Origin of the sequence: Variovorax sp. J22G73, from assembly GCF_030317035.1 — a bacterium.
GTDB lineage: Bacteria > Pseudomonadota > Gammaproteobacteria > Burkholderiales > Burkholderiaceae_C > Variovorax.
The window spans coordinates 295685-313284 of the sequence record NZ_JASZYK010000003.1 but is presented as its reverse complement, the minus strand read 5'-3'; the positions used below and the strand labels follow the sequence as shown (position 1 = coordinate 313284).

Below are 17600 nucleotides of genomic sequence, written 5' to 3'. Positions count from 1 at the left end.
CCCAGCCGGATGACCATGACGACGCGCCATGGCCCGGTGCGTTGCGACGTGTACCGCGCCCCCGAAACCGGGCCGGGCACGCCACCGCCACCCGTGTACGTGAACTTCCACGGCGGCGCCTTCATCGTTCGCGAACCACGGCAGGACGCGCACGCGTGCCGCTTCATTGCAGCGACCACGGGGGCCGTGGTGATCAATGTGGACTACGCCACCGCACCGGCTGTGCAGTATCCCGTTGCCGAGCAGCAGGCCGCGGACGTGCTCGCGTGGGTGCAACAGCACGGCCGCTCGCGGGGATGGAACACCGAAGAGATCGTCGTCGGAGGATTCAGCGCGGGCGCCAAGCTCGCGGTCAACGTCTGCCAGCAGATCCGCGACGATGGCGGACGAATGCCGCTCGGCCTCGTCGCCTGCTATCCCGCGTTGAACATGACGCTGCCTCCCGGATCGCGCTTGGAGACGGTGCCGAAAGCGAGATGGGCGGGCCGGCCCGGTCCCGCGGTCGCGCCCTGGCTCATCAAGCTCATGTACGACAGCTACTTTGCACAGGCCATGCGCCGCCACGAGCCGTTGGCATCGCCCGAACTCGATACCGACCTCGCTGCTTTCCCGATGACCCTCGTGCTGACGGGCGCCCTGGACTCGGTGGCCGCTGAAGCGAAGCGCTTTGCCGCGTCGCTCGCGCGCAGCGGCGTCGACGTGCGCCACCGCAGCTTCGAGAACAGCGACCACGGCATGACGCACAACCTGCCCGCGGAGGTGGCCAGGGAAGCGCTCGAACTCGTCGCGGAGCACATCGCGCAGGCGTTCGCGACGCACCGTTCGTCCGGGTACTTCGCTTCATAGAAGCGACGCTTGCGTTCAGCGCCGCATCGTTTCCGGTGCGTTCTTCACGCCACGCCGCGCAGAACGGCTCCGCAGGGCTGCCGAGTTGCTATGCCCCGAGGATCACCGCCCGGTGGGCCTGCAGAAACGCCCGCATGCCGGTCGGCGCCCGTCCAGGCAACGCCCGCAACAGCTCGCGCAGGTCACTGCCGGGTATCTCCATGTCGCCGCTTGCCGTGCTGCGGTCCATGCCGGCGAAAACGCGGGCCATGCCTGGCGAGGCACCGCATGCGAGCCATGCCGCCTCGAGCTGATCGGGCATCGTTTCGACGGCCTCGATGGGCGTGCCAAGCACCTCCGATGCCATCGACGCCAGCGCATGGGCGTCCAGCGCTTCTTCGCCCGCCACGGACAGCACGCGCCGTCCGTCGAAGCCGTCCACCAGCGCCGCCGCGGCGGCTGCGGCGCAGTCGGCGCGCGCGACCAGGGTCATGCGCCCACGGCCCGGCGCGCACGGCAGCCGGCCGCTTCGGCGAGCCAGCGGCAGGGTCGCGAGCAAAAGCTCGGCATAGAAGGCGTTGCGCAGGATGGTGAAGCCCGCCTGCCCTTCGCGCAGCACCTGCTCGGTGGCGGCGTGGTCGGCGGCCACAGGCCCGGGCTTGGCCGCACCGGCCGAGGCGAACGACGTGTACACCACGTGCTGCACACCGCAGCGCCCGGCCGCCTCGATGGCATTGCCGTGCTGCGTGACACGGCGTGGCGGTGCATCGGGTGTGTTGGTGCTCACCAGCAGCATGCGCGTCGCGCCCGCGAAGGCGGCGTCGAGCGAGCCGGGCTGGTCGAAGTCGGCGAAGCGCACCGACACGCCGCGCGCCGCCAGGTCGTCCAGCTGGCGGGGTTGGCGGGTGTTTGCAATGAGGGGCACGCGGGGCCGGTGGCGCAACAGCAGCTCGATCACCTGGCGCGCGAGCGCGCCGGAGCCGCCGCTGACCAACAACGCGCCGCCGGTGGAAGTGGAATCAATGGAAGTCATGAGAAAAGTCTTTCGTGTACGGAGCGCGCGTTTCAACGCTTCAGCGCTCCACGGGATTCGGTCGCTTGCCTCCAGGCAATCAGGCGCACGGGCGTACAGGCGTACCGACACGTGCCGCTTGCACGAGGCAAGCGAACAGACCTGAATGAGAGGAGGCGATGAAGCCGGAAGCACCCGCACGCATCAAGGCGCGGGCGGCCTCCGGAAATCAGCGAAAGACAATGCGCATGAAGCCATCTTCGCACGCGGGCATGAAGGGTGAGATGCCGTGCAGAATAGAGCAACGGTTACGAACACGGCGCTCAAAAAAAATTGCGGGCATGCCGCAAGCGAAAGCGCGGCATCTCGAGGGCCACGTTAAGGGGTACCTAGACGCTCCCCCTCGGGTGAAACCCCCGTTGTCGAAACCGGGAGCGCCGGACCTGCACGGGCAGCTTCAACCGCCCGGCTCGTCAGGCTTCTTAAGCCCGGCGTGCGGCTGACGGGCCGCGATGGCCCCGGTCCACACCGCCACGTCTTCGGCCGTCATGGTGCTGACGGGTGTGAGGCGCCCATCGACATAGCCCAGCCGTTCGACGTCGTGCAGGTACTGCTCGCGCGACAGCAGGGTGCCGGCGCACACATGCGCATCGGGCCCGCCGGGTGCCTGCGTCTCGCGTGCCAGCCGCTCGGCCAGCTCGAGCATCACCCAGGCGGGCACATGGTCGCGCTCGCCGGGGTAGATGTAGCCGAACAGCGCCAGGTGCGCGAGCAGCACGCGCCAGTGGCCGCCGAAGCGCTCCAGCAGGCTGTGCCAGTCCAGCCGCTGCGCGTTGACCTGCAGCAGGTGCGCGATGTCTCCGCCGTCGTAGCGCTCGCGCTCCATGATGAAGGCCTTCGACAGCAAGCAATCCTCGATGTTGGCCACCCGCACCGGCACGCCGAGGATCTCGGCCGTGCAGTTGTCGCGAAACCAGCGGTCGTCCACCGGCATCAGGCCGTTGCCCGAATTGAAGATCAGGTCGATGAACTCCGGCCCCTGGTCCGGCCCCTGGTAGACCTTGGCGAGCCAGTGCGGAAAGGTCGTCTCGGTGCGGCAGCCCAGCGGCGCCATCAGTTGCGCGATGCGCTCGCAGTCGTCGCGGCGGATGAACAGGTCCAGGTCTTTGGTCGAACGGCGGATGCCGGTGTAGCAAGCCTGGGCAAAGGCGCCACCGACCAAGAACCGGATGCCCGCGCCGTTCAGCGCGCGCAGCGTCTGCCGGTAGAAGTCGGCCACGCCGGGCTCGATCTCCTTTTCCAGCGACGGCGCGAGGACGGTGGCGGGGCTCATGGAAAGCGAAGCTACTTGCGCGCGGTGCACCGCGGCGCAAAGCAAACGGCCTCATCGAACGTCGGCGGGCGCCTACAGCCGTTGCGGGAGGGTGCCGATGAGCGCAGGCCACGTGCGGGCGCAGGCTGAAGACAAACGACCGAACGCGGAATGCCCATGTCCAACCCCAAATCCTCCTCCCACGTGCGGTTCGCCGCAGTCGGCGACATCCATGTGCACAAGGACTCCGCCGGCACCTTGCGCAGCTTTTTCGCCCAGGCCTCCGACGAGGCCGACGCCCTGCTGCTGTGCGGCGACCTGACCGACTACGGCACCGCCGAAGAGGCCAGGGTGCTGGCCGAGGAACTGGGCTCCGTGTCCGTTCCCATCGTCGCGGTGCTGGGCAACCACGATTTCGAGTCGGGCACGCCCGAGGTGGTGGTGGAGGCGCTCGCGCAGGCGGGCGTTCGCATGCTCGACGGCTCGGCCTGCGAGATCGACGGCGTGGGCATCGCCGGCGTCAAGGGTTTCGGCGGCGGCTTCGGGCGCGGCTCGCTGGGGGCGTGGGGCGAACCGGCGATCAAGCTCTTCGTGCAGGAGGCGCTCAACGAGGCGATGAAGCTCGAATCGGCGCTGGCCAAGCTGCGCACGCGCCGTCGCATCGCCGTGCTGCATTACTCGCCCATCGTGGGAACGGTGCAGGGCGAGCCGGCGGAGATCTTTCCGTTCCTGGGCAGCAGCCGGCTCGAGGAGCCGCTGCTGCGCTACCCCATCGACGCGGTGTTCCACGGCCATGCGCACCGCGGCACGCTGCAGGGGCGCACGATCAACGGCGTGCCGGTCTACAACGTGGCCAAGCCGCTGCTGCAGCGCAGCCGGCCCGATGTGCCGCCTTTCTTCCTCTACGAAGTGCCGCGCGAGCCGGTTGAGGAAATTACGGGAAGCACGTAGGGCACGGAAAGCAAGGAGGCACCCAAGGCGCCGATGCCTTGCGGGTGCGAAAGAGGCGCGGCAGCGGGCATTTGCTGGCGCCTGCCGCGCGGGCTGCTACATCAACTTGTCCAACGTAATCGGCAGCGAGCGAACGCGCTTCCCGCAGGCGTTGAACACCGCATTCGCCACCGCCGCGCCCACGCCGGTGATGCCGATCTCGCCCACGCCGCGCGCGCCCATCGGCGAGTGCGGGTCGGGAATGTCGGTCCACATCACGTCGATCTCGGGCACGTCCATGTGCACCGGCACGTGGTAGTCGCTGAGGTTGGCGTTCATGATGCGGCCGTTTCGCTCGTCGAACGCCGTTTCCTCCATCAGCGCCAGGCCCAGCCCCATGACGATGCCGCCGCGAAACTGGCTGGACGCGGTCTTGGCGTTCAGGATGCGCCCGCAGTCGAACGAGCCCAGGAAGCGGCTGATCCGCACCTCGCCCGTGACCGCGTTCACGCGCACCTCGCAGAACATGGCGCCGTGCGAATGCATCGACCAGTGCTGCACCTCCAGCGGCGGCGGGGCGCTGGCCTCGCCGACCAGCTGCGCGCGCCCGGCCCGCGAGAGGATGGCCGCGTAGCTCTCGAAACGCTCGGGCTCGTCGAGCTTGCCGAGGCCGCCGTCGCGCCCGACCACCTCGTCGGGCTTCAGGCCGTGCAGGGGCGAGTCCTTGTCGCACAGCTTCAGCAGTTGGGCGAAGAGTTCGTGCTGCGCGGCCATCACCGCGCTGCCGATGGCCGCCGACTGCTGCGAGCCGCCCGCGAGCACCACGCCCGGAAAGCGCGAGTCGCCATGGCAGAACTTCACCTTCTCCATGGGCAGCCCGAGCCGCTCGGCCGTGACCTGGGTCTGCGCGGTGGCGGTGCCCATGCCCATTTCATGCGCGGCGATCTCGACCATGGCGTGGCCGTTGCTGTCGAGCGTGATGCGCGCCGCGCCGCCCGGCATGCGGTAGTAGGGGTAAGTGGCGGTGGCGCAACCCATGCCGACCCACCACTCCCCTTCGCGCCGAGAGCTGGGCGTGGCGCTGCGCCGGCTCCAGCCGAAACGCTCCGCGCCGGCGCGGTAGGCCTCCACGACGTTGCGCGACGAGAAGGGCGCGCCCGTGGTCGGGTCCTTCTCGGGCTCGTTGCGCAGGCGCAGCGCGATCGGGTCCATCTGCATGGCGTGGGCCAGCTCGTCGATGGCGCTTTCGAGCCCGAAGGTGCCGACCGATTCGCCGGGCGCGCGCATGAAGGTGTTGGCCAGCATGTCGAGCGTGGCCACCTCCACGTCGAGCTTGAAGCTGCCCGCCGCGTAGGCCGAGCGCGCCGGCAGGATGAAGGGCTCGGGCATGTTGTTGTGCTCGGTCATGGTCACCATGCCGGTGTGGATGAGCGCGTCGAACCCGCCGTCGGCCTGCGCACCGAGGGCCACGCGCTGCTCGGTGCTGGTTCGCCCGCCCACCACGCGGTACACGCCTTCGCGCGTGAGCATGATGCGCACCGGCCGGCCCGCGAGCTTCGAGGCCGCCGCGGCCAGCACGTGGTGGCGCCACAGCGTCTTGCCGCCGAAGCCGCCGCCCACGTAGGGCGAGGTGACGTGCACCTGCTTCTCGTCGAGCCCGAAAATGTCGGCCATCGACCACGCCATGTGCGCCACGGCCTGCGAGGCGTCGTGGATCATCAGCTCGTCCCCGTTCCACGCCAGCGTGGCCGCGTGCAGCTCGATGGCGTTGTGGTTGTGGCGCGGCGTGGTGTACGTCACGTCGACGCGGTGCGGCGCGGCGGCCAGCGCCGCTTCGGCATCGCCGATCTCCAGCTTGAGCGGCTCGCCCTGGAAGGTGCCGGGCTGGGTGCCCTTGGCCTTGGCCGCGGCAACGGAGGTGGTGGCCGGCGCGCTGTCGTACGCAACGCGCACCAGCGACTTCGCATGGTCGGCCTGCTCCTGCGTGTGCGCCAGCACCACCGCGACAGGCTGGCCGTTCCAGTGCACCTGGTCGTCCTGCAGCACCGGCAGGTCGTCGCCGCCGGCGGCCTTGTCCTTGGACATGAACAGCGGCATCGGCTTCATGCGCGGCGCGTTCTCGTGCGTCATCACCAGCACCACGCCTGGCGCCGCCTGCGCCGCGCTGGTGTCCATGCTGGCGATGCGCCCGCGCGGCACGGTGCTGTAGACGAGCGCGGCGTAGACCATGCCTTCCATCGGGAACTCGGCCGCGAACCGCGCCTGGCCCTGCACCTTCAGCGGGCCGTCGAGGCGCGAGACCGGCGCGCCGATCAGGCCGGTGCTGCGCGCGATCAGCGGGTCGGGCTTGCCGCCGGGCATCCACGCGTCGGGCGCGAGGGCAATGGCTTTTTTCATGACCGCCTGGACGGCCTCTTGAATGACGCTCATGCTTGCATCTCCTTCAGTTCGCCGAGCACGGCGGTGATCGCGCGTGCGCCCAGTTCCACCTTGAATGCGTTATCGCGCAGCGGCTGCGCAGCCGCCAGTTCGGCCTGCGCCGCGGCGCGAAAGGCCTCTACGCTGGCCGGCTTGCCGCGCAGCGCGTCTTCGGCCTTCCACGCGCGCCAGGGCTTGTGCGCCACGCCGCCGAGGGCGATGCGCACGTCTTTCACGGTGTCGCCGTCGAGTTCCAGCGCGGCGGCCACGGACACCAGCGCGAAGGCGTAGCTCGAGCGGTCGCGCACCTTGCGGTAGGTCGACCGCGCCGCGAACGGCAGCGCCGGCAACTCGACGGCGGTGATGAGCTCGCCGGGCTCCAGCAGCGTCTCCGCTTCCGGGTGGTCTTCGGGCAGGCGATGCAGGTCGGTGAACGCCAGCGTGCGTTCGCCGCGCGCGTTGCGCAGGTGCACCACGGCGCCCAGCGCCGCGAGCGCCACGCACATGTCGGAGGGGTGCGTGGCCACGCAGCTGGCGGAGGCACCCAGGATGGCGTGATGGCGGTTGAAGCCGTCGACCGCGTCGCACCCCTGCCCCGGGCTGCGCTTGTTGCAGCGCGAGCCCTCGTCGTCGTAGAAATACGCGCAACGCGTTCGTTGCAGCATGTTGCCGCCGACGGTCGCCATGTTGCGTATCTGCGCCGACGCGCCGGCGGTGATGGCGCGGGCCAGCACCGGGTAGCGCGCGCGCACCGCGGGGTGCGAGGCGAGCGCGGTGTTGCGGGTCGCGGCGCCGATCAGCAGGCTGCCGTCGTCGCGCTCGTCGATGTCGCACGACAGGCCCGTCACATCGACCAGCGAGACCGGGTGCTCGATGGTCTCGCGCATCAGGTCGACCAGGTTGGTGCCGCCGCCGAGGTACTTGGCACCCGGCTGGCCGCCGCGCTGCAGGGCGTCGCCCGCGTCATGCGCGCGCACGTAGGTGAAGGGGTTCATGTGGGTGCCCCCTCGAAAGTTTCGGCGATGGCCGCGACGATGCCGTTGTAGGCACCGCAGCGGCACAGGTTGCCGCTCATGCGTTCGCGCAGCTCGTCGTGCGTGAGCGCGATGGTGTGGGTACAGAGGTCGCCCGTGACATGGCTGGGCACACCTTGTCGCAGCTCGCGCGCCATGCCCACGGCCGAACAGATCTGCCCCGGCGTGCAGTAGCCGCACTGGAAGCCGTCGTGCTCGACGAAGGCCTTCTGCAGCGGATGCAGCTCGCCTTGCAGGGCGAGCCCCTCGACGGTGGTGACCGAGCGGCCCTGGCACTGCACGGCCAGCGACAGGCACGACAGCACGCGCTCGCCGTCGACCAGCACGGTGCACGCGCCGCACGCGCCCTGGTTGCAGCCCTTCTTGGCGCCGAACAGATGCAGATGCTCCCGCAGGAGATCGAGCAACGAAACCCGCGGATCGTCCGGCAGCTCGACCGGCGCTCCGTTGATGGTGATGGACATGTGCTTCCTCGTGGGGTTGAGGGTTGAGGGTTGAGGTGAGGGGTAAACAGTTGTCACAGCGCTGCGTGGCGATGCGATCGACTTCCCTGGGACCTTTGTCTTAGCACGCCCGAATGCGCGGCGGCGTCAGCATTTTTCTTCACCGGGTAGGGCACTGCGCTGGCAAGCGCGGCTGATAAGCGCGGGCGGCTAAGCAGGCCGGCAAGCACGGCCGCGCCCACGCACAAACGTGGTGCTTGCCGCGCCGACGCACGCCCTTGTTCAGCCCTGTCCTACGGCCTGCCCGCGCAGCGCGCCGGAGGCTCGGCGTTCTTTTCAAGGAGCAGCGAACATGGAACGTTTCAAGGGCAAGACCGTCATCGTCACGGGCTCGGCCTCGGGCATCGGCAAGGGCGTGGCGCAGCGCTTTTCACAGGAAGGCGCGAACGTGGTGCTGTGCGACATCGACGAGAAGAAGCTGGCCGCCGTGGCCGCCGAATTCCCGGGCGAGCGCACGCTCGCGCAGCGTTGCGACGTGACGCGCTTCGACGAGGTCGAGGCGCTGGTGAAGCAGGCGGTGTCGCGCTTCGGCGCGCTCGACGTCATGGTCAACAACGCCGGCATCGCCTCCGAAGGCACCGCGCTCGAGGTTCCGCTGCAGGAGTGGGGCAAGACCATCGACACCGACCTGAGCGGCGTGTTCCATGGCTGCCGCGCGGCCTTGCCCGAACTGCTGAAGACGCGCGGCTGCATCGTCAACACCGCTTCCGTGTCGGGCCTGGGCGCCGACTGGGCCATGTGCGCCTACAACGCGGCCAAGGGCGGCGTGGTGAACCTCACGCGCTCGCTTGCGCTCGACTTCGGCAAGCAAGGGGTGCGCGCCAACTCGGTGTGCCCCTCGCTCACGCACACGGGCATGACCGAGGACATGGTCAAGGACAAGGCCCTGGTCGGCAAGTTCATGGAGCGCATGCCGCTGGGCCGCGTGGCGGAGCCGGCCGACATCGCGGCCGTGGTCGCGTTTTTGGCGAGCGACGACGCGCGCTTCGTCAACGGGGCGAACATTCCCGTGGACGGCGGCGTGATGGCGTCGAACGGCCAGCCGCCGCAGTAGCAGCCGCTCAACCCGGAATGTCGGGCTCGACCAGCTGCGCCAGCGCCACCAGCGATTCCTGCCAGCCCAGGTAGCACATCTCGGTGGGAATCATCGCGGGAATGCCTTCCTGCACCACGGCGATCTCGGTGCCGCAGGACACCGCCGTCAGGGTGACGGTGGTCTTCATGGTGCCGGGCAGGTTGGCGTCGTCGAAGCTCGCGTCGTAGACCACGCGCTGGCCGGGAACAAGCTCCAGGTACTTGCCGCCGAACGAATGGCTGTGGCCGCTGCTGAAATTGGTGAAAGACATGCGCCAGGCGCCGCCCACCACCGCTTCCATGCTGTGCACCTTGCCGACGAAACCGAAGGGCGGCAGCCAGCGCTCGAACGCGCCTGGCTCGACGAAGGCACGGTAGAGCCGCTCGGGCGGGGCGCGCAGAACGCGATGCAGGCGCACGGTGTTTGTCTGTGTCTGGGTAGCCATGGTTGGTTTCTCCTGTGGGAAAGGTGCAGAGGACGACCCTCTATGGTTACGTCGAACGAGCCCGCGCAGGATCGACATGCGCAAGGATCGGGGAAAACCCTGAGCCGCCATTCCACCCCCGCGGCCGCCAGCGTGCCTGATCGCGACGCGCGGTCGCGGATACTTTCCCGCCCACTTGTCCATCGCCATGCCCCCGCACGTTCCCCCACCGCCCGCACCCGAAAGCGCCTTGCGCGCGCTCGAAGAAAAGCTCGGCGTCGCATTGCCGCCGGTGCTTAGGGCCCGCTACGCCGCCAGCAACGGCGGCACCTTCGGCGACCCGCGCCAGCGCGACTGCGAGTGGCAGCTGCACCCGGTGTTCGACGCCACCGACCGCAAGCAGATGAAGCGCACGGCCGAAGACATCGCGCACTACACGCGGCTTGCGCTGAAGGACGCGCGCTTTCCGCGCCAGGGCGTCAGCATCGCGCACGACTACTCGCTGATGCGGCAGCTGCTCGTGCTCCGCGACGAGGTGGCCAACGGGATGGCCGACACAGTCTTTCTTTTCGACGTGCACACCGGCGAGTGGTGCGCGCCCTACGCGGCCGACCTGCAGGCCGCCATCGCCCAGGCCCGCGTGCCTGAGGCCGTGCAGCCCGACCCCGCCCGCGCGCTGCCCACGTTCCGCTACTACGCCGACCCTTTCGCCGCGGGCGTGCTGCGCACCTCGGGCGAGAGCTGCCAGTGCTGCGGCCAGGCCACCGGCTACATCTACGACGGCGGCTTCTACGCGGTGGGCGAGGCATCGCACTTCTGCCCGTGGTGCATTGCCGACGGCTCGGCGGCGGCGAAGTTCGAGGGTGAGTTCAACGACGCGGCCGGCGTGGGCAGCGTCGACGGGCCGGGCACCGATGAGGTTAGGTTGCCCGCGAGCGTGGTCGACGAGGTCTCGCAACGCACGCCCGGCTTCTTCAGCTACCAGCAGGAGCGATGGTGGGCGCACTGCAACGACGCGGGCCGATTCCTCGGCGAGATCGAGCACGTGGACGCCGCGCTGCTGGCGTCCGAAGCGGCCAGCGACTTCGTGCGCGACACCTGCGACGCGGCCCACCTGGGCGGCGACACCGATTGGCAGTGGCTGCTGCGCACACCTTCGCGCAAGCGCGGCATCGCGGTGTTCGTCTTCGGCTGCCTGCACTGCGGCAAGCTCGGCGGCTATGTGGACCACAGCTGAGGCATGAACCCCCGCAAGATCGTCATCGGCACGCGCCGCTATGCCTGGGTGGTGCGGCGCATCGACGCCCACTACCTGGTGTTGCGCGTGTGGCCCGGCGAGCGCCAGCGAAAAGACTTTCCGCTGGAGGTGCGCCTGCGCTTCGACGACCCGTGGCTGAACTTCGGCGAGCTGCTCGCCTCGCCGCCCGCGCGACGCGGCGAGGTGTTCCAGCTGGCGCCCGTCACGCCGCACATGGTGCGCGGCACCATCGAGGCGGCGCTGGCGACGGGCTGGGCTTCGGCGCACCCGAGCGACCACCGGCGCTTCGACCGGGGGCCGGACGGCACGCTGACGCCGACGGGAATGCCGGCCGCCTGACGGTCAGGCGGTCACGCGGTCATGCCGTCAAGCCGTCAAGCCGTCATCGCCCCCAGCGCAGCACCATCGGATCGAGCCGCAACGCGGTCTCGATCAGCTCGCGCCGCGTCAGCGGATGCATCGCGGGCCACGGATGGCGCGGTGCCTCGCAGGCGATGACGCAGCCTTCCTTCATCAGCGCCTTGGCCGCGAGAAAGCCCGACTGCCGGTTCTCGTGGTTGATGAGCGGCAGCCAGCGCTGGTAGCGCGCGAAGGCCGCGTCGCGGTCGCCCTGGCGGTGCGCCTCGACGATGGGCCGCAGCCCGTCCGCATAGGCGCCGCCCGTCATCGCGCCGGTGGCGCCGGCCTCCAGGTCGGCGAACAGGGTGATGCCCTCTTCACCGTCCCACGGCCCTTCGATGGCGTCGCCGCCCTCCTCGATGAGCGCGCGCAGCTTGGCCGCCGCGCCGGGCGTCTCGATCTTGAAGTACGCCACCTGCTCGATCTGCCGCGCCATGCGCGCCAGCAACGCGACCGACAGCACGGTGCCGCTGGCCGGCGCGTCCTGCACCATCACCGGAATGCCGATGGCGTCGGACACGCGCGCGTAGAAGGCCTCGATCTGCGCCTCGGGCACGCGGAAGGTGGCGCCGTGGTACGGCGGCATCACCATGACCATGGCCGCGCCCATGTCCTGCGCGCGCCGGCTGCGCGCCGCGCACACGGCGCTCGAAAAATGCGTGGTCGTGACGATCACCGGCACCCGCCCCGCCACGTGCTCGAGCACCGTGCGCGTGAGCAGCTCGCGCTCGTCGTCCGCCAGCAGGAACTGCTCGGAGAAGTTCGCCAGGATGCAGATGCCGTCCACGCCCGAATCGATCATGAAGTCGATGCAGCGCTTCTGGCTGGCCAGGTCGAGCTCGCCCGCTTCGGTGAAGGGGGTGGGCGCCACCGGGAAGATGCCGCGGTAGCGCGGCGCGCGCAGCCCCGCCATCAGGGCATCACCTGCCCGCCGTTCACCTCGATGACTTGGCCCGTGACGTAGCCGCTGGCCGCCGCGCTCGCCAGGAACAGAAAGGCGCCCACGCATTCGTCGGCCGTGCCCAGGCGCCCCATGGGAATGGCGTTGGCGAAGTTCTTCAGCACCTCGGGGCTGGAATGCCCGTCGTGGAAGGGCGTCTCGATGACGCCCGGCGCCACCGCGTTCACGCGGATGTTGTCCTTCACCAGTTCCTTGGCCATGGTGCGCGTGAGGGTCGACACGAAGCCCTTGCACGCCGCGTACAGCCCCGCGCCCGGCCCGCCGCCGGTGCGCGCGGCCTGCGTGGTCACGTTGACGATGGCGCCGCCGCCGCCCGCCGCCATCAGCGGGATCACGCGGCGGCTCACGGCCACCACCGAGCGCGCGTTCAGGCGGAACACGGCGTCGATGTAGTCGTCGTCCGCGTCCACGATGGGCGCGCGCCTGACGAAGCCGCCCGCGTTGTTCACCAGCACGTCGATGCGGCCGAACTCGGCGTGCACGGTCTTCACCATGCGGTCGACGGCGGCAGAATCGGTCACGTCGGCCTGCACCAGCAGCGCGCGGCCGCCCGCGGCCTCGATGTCGCGCGCCACCTGCCGCGCGGCTTCGGCGCTGTCGCGGTAATGCACCGCCACCTGCGCGCCGGCCTGCCCCAGCGCGCGCGCCACCGCGGCGCCGATGCCGGTGCTCGCGCCGGTCACCAGCACGGCCTTGTTCTTCAGATCGTTCATGTCGTCGTGTCTCCTTGTGTTGAAAGCGGGGTCGGGTGCGAGGCTGGAAACCTGGCGCGGCCGCCCCCCGCGTTCACACGGAGGCGGCGGCGATTTCCAGCTGGGTCAGTCGCCGCGCCATGCGGCCGACGAAGTTCTGCGTCACGTGCGGCAGCACGCGCTGCGACGGCACCACGATGCCGACCTGCAGCTGGTCGAGCGCGGGCAGCTCGAAGGGCCGCCAGATCAGGTCGCCGCGCTTCAGGTCTTCGATGAAGGCGATCTTCGAGAAGCACGAGATGCCCTTGCCGGCCATGATCAGCCGCTTGAGCATGGGCGTCGAATTGCAGGTGGCCGCTGGCTCCATGTCGTCCCAGAAGGCCGCGAACTCCGGCGACAGCGCGGCGCTGATGACCGGGTGCGAGCTCGATCGCAGGAACGGGTAGCGCGCGCATTCCTTGAGCGACACGCGCGCATGGTTGGCCAGCGGATGGCCCGGCGGCATGACCACGCCGATGGGCAGGTTGGCCAGCGCCACCGCCGCCACGCCGCCCGGCAGCCGGCTCACGAAGGTCATGCCCACGTCGACCTGGCCCGACATCACCATCTGCGCCACGTCCATGGGCTGCACCGCGGTGATGGTGTACGTCACGGCCGGGAACACCTGCAGGAAGTCTTCCACCGCCGAGGGCAGCATCTCTTCGAAGAACGAGTCCATGGCCGCCACCTTGACGTGGCCGGTGCGCTCGCCCTTGAGCGCGTCGAGCTCGGTGCGCATCACCTGGTATTCGTGCAGGGTTTCCTGCGCGTGCTTCAGCAGGCGCTCTCCGGCCGCGTTGAGCCGCAGGCCGTTGGGCATGCGGTCGAACAGCTCCACGCCCAGCTCGTCTTCCAGCTTGTGGATCTGCCGGTTGACCGCGCTGGCCGCCACGAACAGCCGCTCGGAGGCCTTGCGCACCGAGCCGCAGCTCGCCACCTCGATGAAGTATTTGAGAATGCTGGCGTGCATCAGCCGGCCCTCCCGATCCACGTGCCTTCATCCGGCCAGCCTCGCGCGCTCCAGGGAAATGCCGGGGTGGTCGCAGGCCACGCGCCCCGTGTCGGCCGCGCCGCCGGGCGAGCCCAGCCCGCTGACGTTCGCCGCGAAGAAGTCGCGGTTGATGGCGGTGAAATGTGCCATTTCGGGCGGCAGCCGAAGGTCTTCGTAGATGGCCTGCGTGGGGCAGGCGGACACGCAAACGCCGCAGTCGATGCATTCATCCGGGTGAATGTACAGAGTGCGCTCGCCTTCGTAGATGCAATCGACCGGGCAGCACTTGACGCACGCGCCGTCCTTGACGTCGATGCAGGCGGCGGTAATGACGTGGGGCATGGCATTGAAGGGCTGGCGCCTAGCGGCCCAGCCACTGCGGCTTGCGTTTCTGCTGGAACGCCAGCACGCCCTCGTCGGCGTCCTGCGACTGCAGCGCGCTCACCAGCGCCGGCAGCCGCATGCGGTGCGCCTCGGCCGGCGACAGCGTGCCCGTGCGGCGCACCACCTGCTTGATGGCCTTGAGCGACAGCGGCGCGCAGGCCAGCATCTGCTGCACCCAGCGGTTGACCGCGCCGTCGAGCCCCGCGCGCGGCACCACCTCGTTGACCAGGCCCATCTCCAGCGCGCGCTGCGCCTTCACGCGCTGGCCGGTGAGCATCATGCCCATGGCCTGGCGGTAGGGAATCTGGCGCTGCAGCAGCAGCATGCCGCCGTCCAGCGGCAGGCGGCCGACCAGCGGCTCGGGCAAGCCGAAGCTGGCTTCCTCGCAGGCCACCACGATGTCGCAGCCCAGCACCATCTCGAAGCCGCCGCCCAGCGCGAAGCCGTTCACGCGCGCAATCACCGGCACGTCGAGCGTCTCGCGCAGCGCGATGCCGCCGAAGCCGCCGGGTCGCGCCGCCGCCCAGTACTCGACGCCCTTGAGGTTCGAGGTGTTCTTCAGGTCCGCGCCCGCGCAGAACGATCGCTCGCCCGCGCCGGTGAGCACCACCGCGCGAATGTCATCGCGCGACTCGATGTCGCGCCAGATGCGCTGCAGCTCGGCCTCGGCCGGCAGGTCGATGGCGTTGAGCACCTCGGGCCGGTCGATGGTGACCGTGGCGACATGGTCGGCCACTTCGAAAAGAACGCTCATGCGTCGGCCTCCTCGATGAGCGCGCGCGCCTCGGCCAGCACCTCGGCCGTGTGCTGCCCGAGCCTGGGCGGCTCGCGGCGAATGCCGGCCTTGGCGCCCGACATGTGGATCGGGCTGGCGATGAACTTCAGCGGGCGGCTGGCCGAGGCGTCGCCCTCCAAAATCATGGCGTTGTGCAGCGTTTGCGGGTCGACCAGCGCCTCGCGCATGTCGCGCACGGGCGCGGAGAGCAGGTCTTGTTCTTCGAGCTTCGCGAGCCAGTGCTCGCGCGTGTCGCTGGCAAAGCGCTCGTGGAAGATGGCGTGCAGCGCCGTCTTGTTGGCGAACTGCGCCTTCAGCGTGGCGTAGCGCTCGTCCAGCGAGAGGTCTTCGATGCCCAGCGCCGTGCAGATGTCGCGCAGCGGGTTGGCCTTGAAGGCGCCCACCAGCACCAGCGGCCCGGTCTGCGTGTCGAACACGCCCGACAGCGGCATGGCGGCCCAGTTGACCTCCGAGTCTTCCATCATCACCATGGCCGCCTCCTGCATCTGCATGGCGAGCATGGAGTTGTAGAGCGACACCGAGATCTTCTGGCCCTCGCCCGTGCGCTCGCGCTGCAGCAGCGCCAGCAGGATGCCCTGCACCATGTGCATGCCGGCCGTGTAGTCGGCCAGCGCGGTCGGGTAGATCGACACCGGCACCGAGGCGTCGGCGCGGCGCGCCATCACGCCGGTGAGCGCCTGCGCGAGCACGTCCTGCCCGCCCTTGTGGGCATAGGGGCCGGTCTCGCCGAAGCCGGTGCCCACCGCGTACACGATGCGCGGGTTCAGCCGCTTGCAGTCTTCGTAGCCCAGGCCCAGGCGCTCCATGACGCCAGCGCGGAAGTTGTTGGTGACCACGTCGGCACCGGCAATCAGCGCCTTCACCAGCTCCATCTGCGCCTCGTCGCGCAGGTCGATTTCCACGCTGCGCTTGTTGCGGTTGAGGCTGCAGAAAATCGGGTTGTCGTGGCCCGCCACGGGCGCGAAGGTGGAGCGGCTCAGGTCGCCCGCGCCCTTGCGCTCGATCTTGATCACGTCGGCCCCGTGGTCGGCCAGCATCTGCGTGCACACCGGGCCCATCATCACCTGCGTGAAGTCGATCACGCGGATGCCGTCCAGCGGCAATGCGGCGGTGCTCATGCGGCCTCCCTGGCGGGCTCGGAGAAAGAACGCGCGATGGCGGGCACGTCGGCGTTCGGGCCCTTCTGGTCGCCGGGGTCGGCGCCCTGTGCGCGCAGCGTCTTCTGCAGCTTCGCGATGTCGACCTCGCGCACCGACACACCCGCGTTCAGCGCCAGCGCGGCGGCGGTGCCCGTGGCCTCGCCTATCGCCATGCAGGGCGGGATCTCGCGGGAGATCTTCTGCGCGGCCGAGGTCGCCGAGTAGTGGCGCCCGGCCACCAGCAGGTTCTCCACGCTGCGCGGCAACAGCGTGCGGTAGGGGTAGTAGTAGTCGCGGCCCCGCGCCACGCTGTCGTCGAAGCGGGTGCGCTGCGCCACGTCTTCCTTGGTCATCACGTAGGCCCCTTCGAGCAGGCGTGTCTGGCGGATGCCGGTCTGCGGCGCCATGTCGATCAGCGTGCACTTCGCAAAGCCCGGCAGCTTGGCGCGCACGAACTCGATCACCTTGTGGATGGTGGCGCGGCCCTGCACTTCGGCGCGGGTCAGGTCGCTCACCTTCAGGCCGTCCAGCCCCGGCATGTGCGGGCAGTTGCACCACACCACGCCGGGCAGCGGCGTCTTCAGCCACCACGCCTCCCACGCGCCGCCGAGCATGTGCTTGATCTCGCGGTCCAGCGCCTGCCAGGCCACCGGCTCGTCGCGCTCGAAGCGCTCGGCCTCTTCGGTGTCTACACCACCCAGGCGGAACACGGTGGTCACGATGTAGCTGCCGCTGATGTGCGGCGCGCCGGCCGAGGCGGCCACGTCGAGGTCGCCGGTGGTGTCGATCACCACCTTGCCCAGGATGGCCTCGCGCCCGCCCTTGGTCTCGCACACCACGCCCTTCACCTTGCCGTCTTCCACCAGCGTGCGCGAGAACCACGAGTGCAGCCGCAGCTCGATGCCGGCCTGCAGCACCATCTCCAGCGCGCTGCGCTTCCACGCATCAGGGTCGAAGGCGGCGGCGAAGCAGATGGGGTGCGGCTTCTCCTTGCTGTGAAAGTCGTAGGTGCCCCAGCGCTTCCAGCGCCGCACCGATTCGGGCAGCGTGCCCCACTCCTGCTGGCGCGGGTACTCGGCCAAGCCCAGCGCGGACATGCGCTCGATCATTTCCATGCAGATGCCGCGCACCGAAATTTCCTGCTGGTGGCTGTCCCACATGTCGTCCAGCACCAGCACCATGCCGCCCGAAGCGAGGCCGCCCAGGTGGTTGTAGCGCTCCAGCAGCGTCACGCTCGCGCCGTTGCGCGCGGCGGCCAGCGCCGCCGCCTGGCCGGCGGGGCCGCCGCCGACCACCACCACGTCCGATTCGGCCGCCACCCGCACGTCGTGCGCGGGCTCCTGCATCCAGTCGCCAATACGGCTCATAGCACTATCTCCTTTAGAAATTGGGGGGTGCGGCGGCACGC

General features: G+C 69.5%; 18 protein-coding genes. 5 read left to right on the top strand and 13 right to left on the bottom strand.

From position 1 onward, the window contains the following. The first annotated feature begins 15 nt into the window (after positions 1–15). Positions 16–846, top strand: coding sequence for an alpha/beta hydrolase fold domain-containing protein (locus tag QTI51_RS14080; protein ID WP_286514433.1), 831 nt, complete (start codon positions 16–18; stop codon positions 844–846). Between the two features lie 88 nt (positions 847–934). On the opposite strand, the gene QTI51_RS14075 is transcribed toward QTI51_RS14080, so the two are convergent. Next, positions 935–1858 carry an NAD(P)H-binding protein gene (locus QTI51_RS14075; protein WP_286514431.1) on the bottom strand — a complete coding sequence of 308 codons (924 nt, stop codon included), beginning with the start codon at positions 1856–1858 and terminating at the stop codon, positions 935–937. Between the two features lie 436 nt (positions 1859–2294). After that, positions 2295–3170 carry a nucleotidyltransferase family protein gene (locus QTI51_RS14070; RefSeq protein WP_286514429.1) on the bottom strand — a complete coding sequence of 292 codons (876 nt, stop codon included), beginning with the start codon at positions 3168–3170 and terminating at the stop codon, positions 2295–2297. 156 nt (positions 3171–3326) lie between these two features. On the opposite strand from QTI51_RS14070, the gene QTI51_RS14065 reads away from it, so the two are divergent. Then, a complete protein-coding gene (locus tag QTI51_RS14065) occupies positions 3327–4100 on the top strand; it encodes a metallophosphoesterase family protein (RefSeq protein WP_286514427.1) in 774 nt (257 codons plus the stop codon). Positions 4101–4196: 96 nt separating this feature from the next. Here the strand turns inward: QTI51_RS14065 and QTI51_RS14060 are convergent, their stop codons facing one another. The 3 genes from QTI51_RS14060 to QTI51_RS14050 are packed head-to-tail and all read right to left on the bottom strand — an operon-like array spanning position 4197 to position 7995. Further along, the gene (locus QTI51_RS14060) at positions 4197–6509 is read right to left on the bottom strand and encodes a xanthine dehydrogenase family protein molybdopterin-binding subunit (RefSeq protein WP_286514424.1); all 2313 of its coding nucleotides are present in this window, start codon (positions 6507–6509) and stop codon (positions 4197–4199) included. Beyond that, positions 6506–7492 carry an FAD binding domain-containing protein gene (locus QTI51_RS14055; RefSeq protein ID WP_286514422.1) on the bottom strand — a complete coding sequence of 329 codons (987 nt, stop codon included), beginning with the start codon at positions 7490–7492 and terminating at the stop codon, positions 6506–6508. The genes QTI51_RS14060 and QTI51_RS14055 overlap by 4 nt, the downstream gene beginning before the upstream one ends. After that, positions 7489–7995, bottom strand: a complete 507-nt coding sequence (locus QTI51_RS14050) for a 2Fe-2S iron-sulfur cluster-binding protein (protein WP_286514421.1) — start codon at positions 7993–7995, stop codon at positions 7489–7491. Before QTI51_RS14050 ends, QTI51_RS14055 begins: the two co-directional genes overlap by 4 nt. Positions 7996–8326: 331 nt before the next feature. On the opposite strand from QTI51_RS14050, the gene budC reads away from it, so the two are divergent. Further along, positions 8327–9088, top strand: a complete 762-nt coding sequence (gene budC, locus QTI51_RS14045) for a meso-2,3-butanediol dehydrogenase (protein ID WP_286514419.1) — start codon at positions 8327–8329, stop codon at positions 9086–9088. Between the two features lie 7 nt (positions 9089–9095). Here the strand turns inward: budC and QTI51_RS14040 are convergent, their stop codons facing one another. Further along, entirely contained in the window at positions 9096–9554 is a 459-nt protein-coding gene (locus QTI51_RS14040) for an SRPBCC family protein (RefSeq protein WP_286514416.1), read from the bottom strand. Positions 9555–9741: 187 nt separating this feature from the next. On the opposite strand from QTI51_RS14040, the gene QTI51_RS14035 reads away from it, so the two are divergent. Both QTI51_RS14035 and QTI51_RS14030 read left to right on the top strand, forming a co-directional pair. After that, complete coding sequence (locus tag QTI51_RS14035; protein WP_286514414.1) at positions 9742–10770, top strand: CbrC family protein; 1029 nt, start codon at positions 9742–9744, stop codon at positions 10768–10770. 3 nt (positions 10771–10773) lie between these two features. Beyond that, positions 10774–11130, top strand: a complete 357-nt coding sequence (locus tag QTI51_RS14030; RefSeq protein ID WP_286514412.1) for a hypothetical protein — start codon at positions 10774–10776, stop codon at positions 11128–11130. A gap of 43 nt (positions 11131–11173) precedes the next feature. Here QTI51_RS14030 and QTI51_RS14025 read toward each other — a convergent pair whose 3' ends face one another. The 7 genes from QTI51_RS14025 to QTI51_RS13995 form a co-directional block, all read right to left on the bottom strand. Then, positions 11174–12103 carry a dihydrodipicolinate synthase family protein gene (locus QTI51_RS14025; protein ID WP_286514409.1) on the bottom strand — a complete coding sequence of 310 codons (930 nt, stop codon included), beginning with the start codon at positions 12101–12103 and terminating at the stop codon, positions 11174–11176. Further along, entirely contained in the window at positions 12103–12864 is a 762-nt protein-coding gene (locus QTI51_RS14020) for an SDR family NAD(P)-dependent oxidoreductase (protein WP_286514407.1), read from the bottom strand. The genes QTI51_RS14025 and QTI51_RS14020 overlap by 1 nt, the downstream gene beginning before the upstream one ends. Positions 12865–12937: 73 nt before the next feature. Further along, positions 12938–13852 carry a LysR family transcriptional regulator gene (locus QTI51_RS14015; RefSeq protein ID WP_286514404.1) on the bottom strand — a complete coding sequence of 305 codons (915 nt, stop codon included), beginning with the start codon at positions 13850–13852 and terminating at the stop codon, positions 12938–12940. A gap of 27 nt (positions 13853–13879) precedes the next feature. Next, the gene (gene fdxA, locus QTI51_RS14010) at positions 13880–14215 is read right to left on the bottom strand and encodes a ferredoxin (protein WP_286514402.1); all 336 of its coding nucleotides are present in this window, start codon (positions 14213–14215) and stop codon (positions 13880–13882) included. Between the two features lie 19 nt (positions 14216–14234). Further along, positions 14235–15011, bottom strand: coding sequence for an enoyl-CoA hydratase-related protein (locus QTI51_RS14005; protein WP_286514400.1), 777 nt, complete (start codon positions 15009–15011; stop codon positions 14235–14237). Then, complete coding sequence (locus tag QTI51_RS14000) at positions 15008–16171, bottom strand: CaiB/BaiF CoA transferase family protein (protein ID WP_116909876.1); 1164 nt, start codon at positions 16169–16171, stop codon at positions 15008–15010. Before QTI51_RS14000 ends, QTI51_RS14005 begins: the two co-directional genes overlap by 4 nt. After that, positions 16168–17559: an FAD-dependent oxidoreductase gene (locus tag QTI51_RS13995; RefSeq protein WP_286514397.1), complete on the bottom strand. Its 1392-nt coding sequence runs from the start codon at positions 17557–17559 to the stop codon at positions 16168–16170. Before QTI51_RS13995 ends, QTI51_RS14000 begins: the two co-directional genes overlap by 4 nt. Positions 17560–17600: the final 41 nt, after the last annotated feature.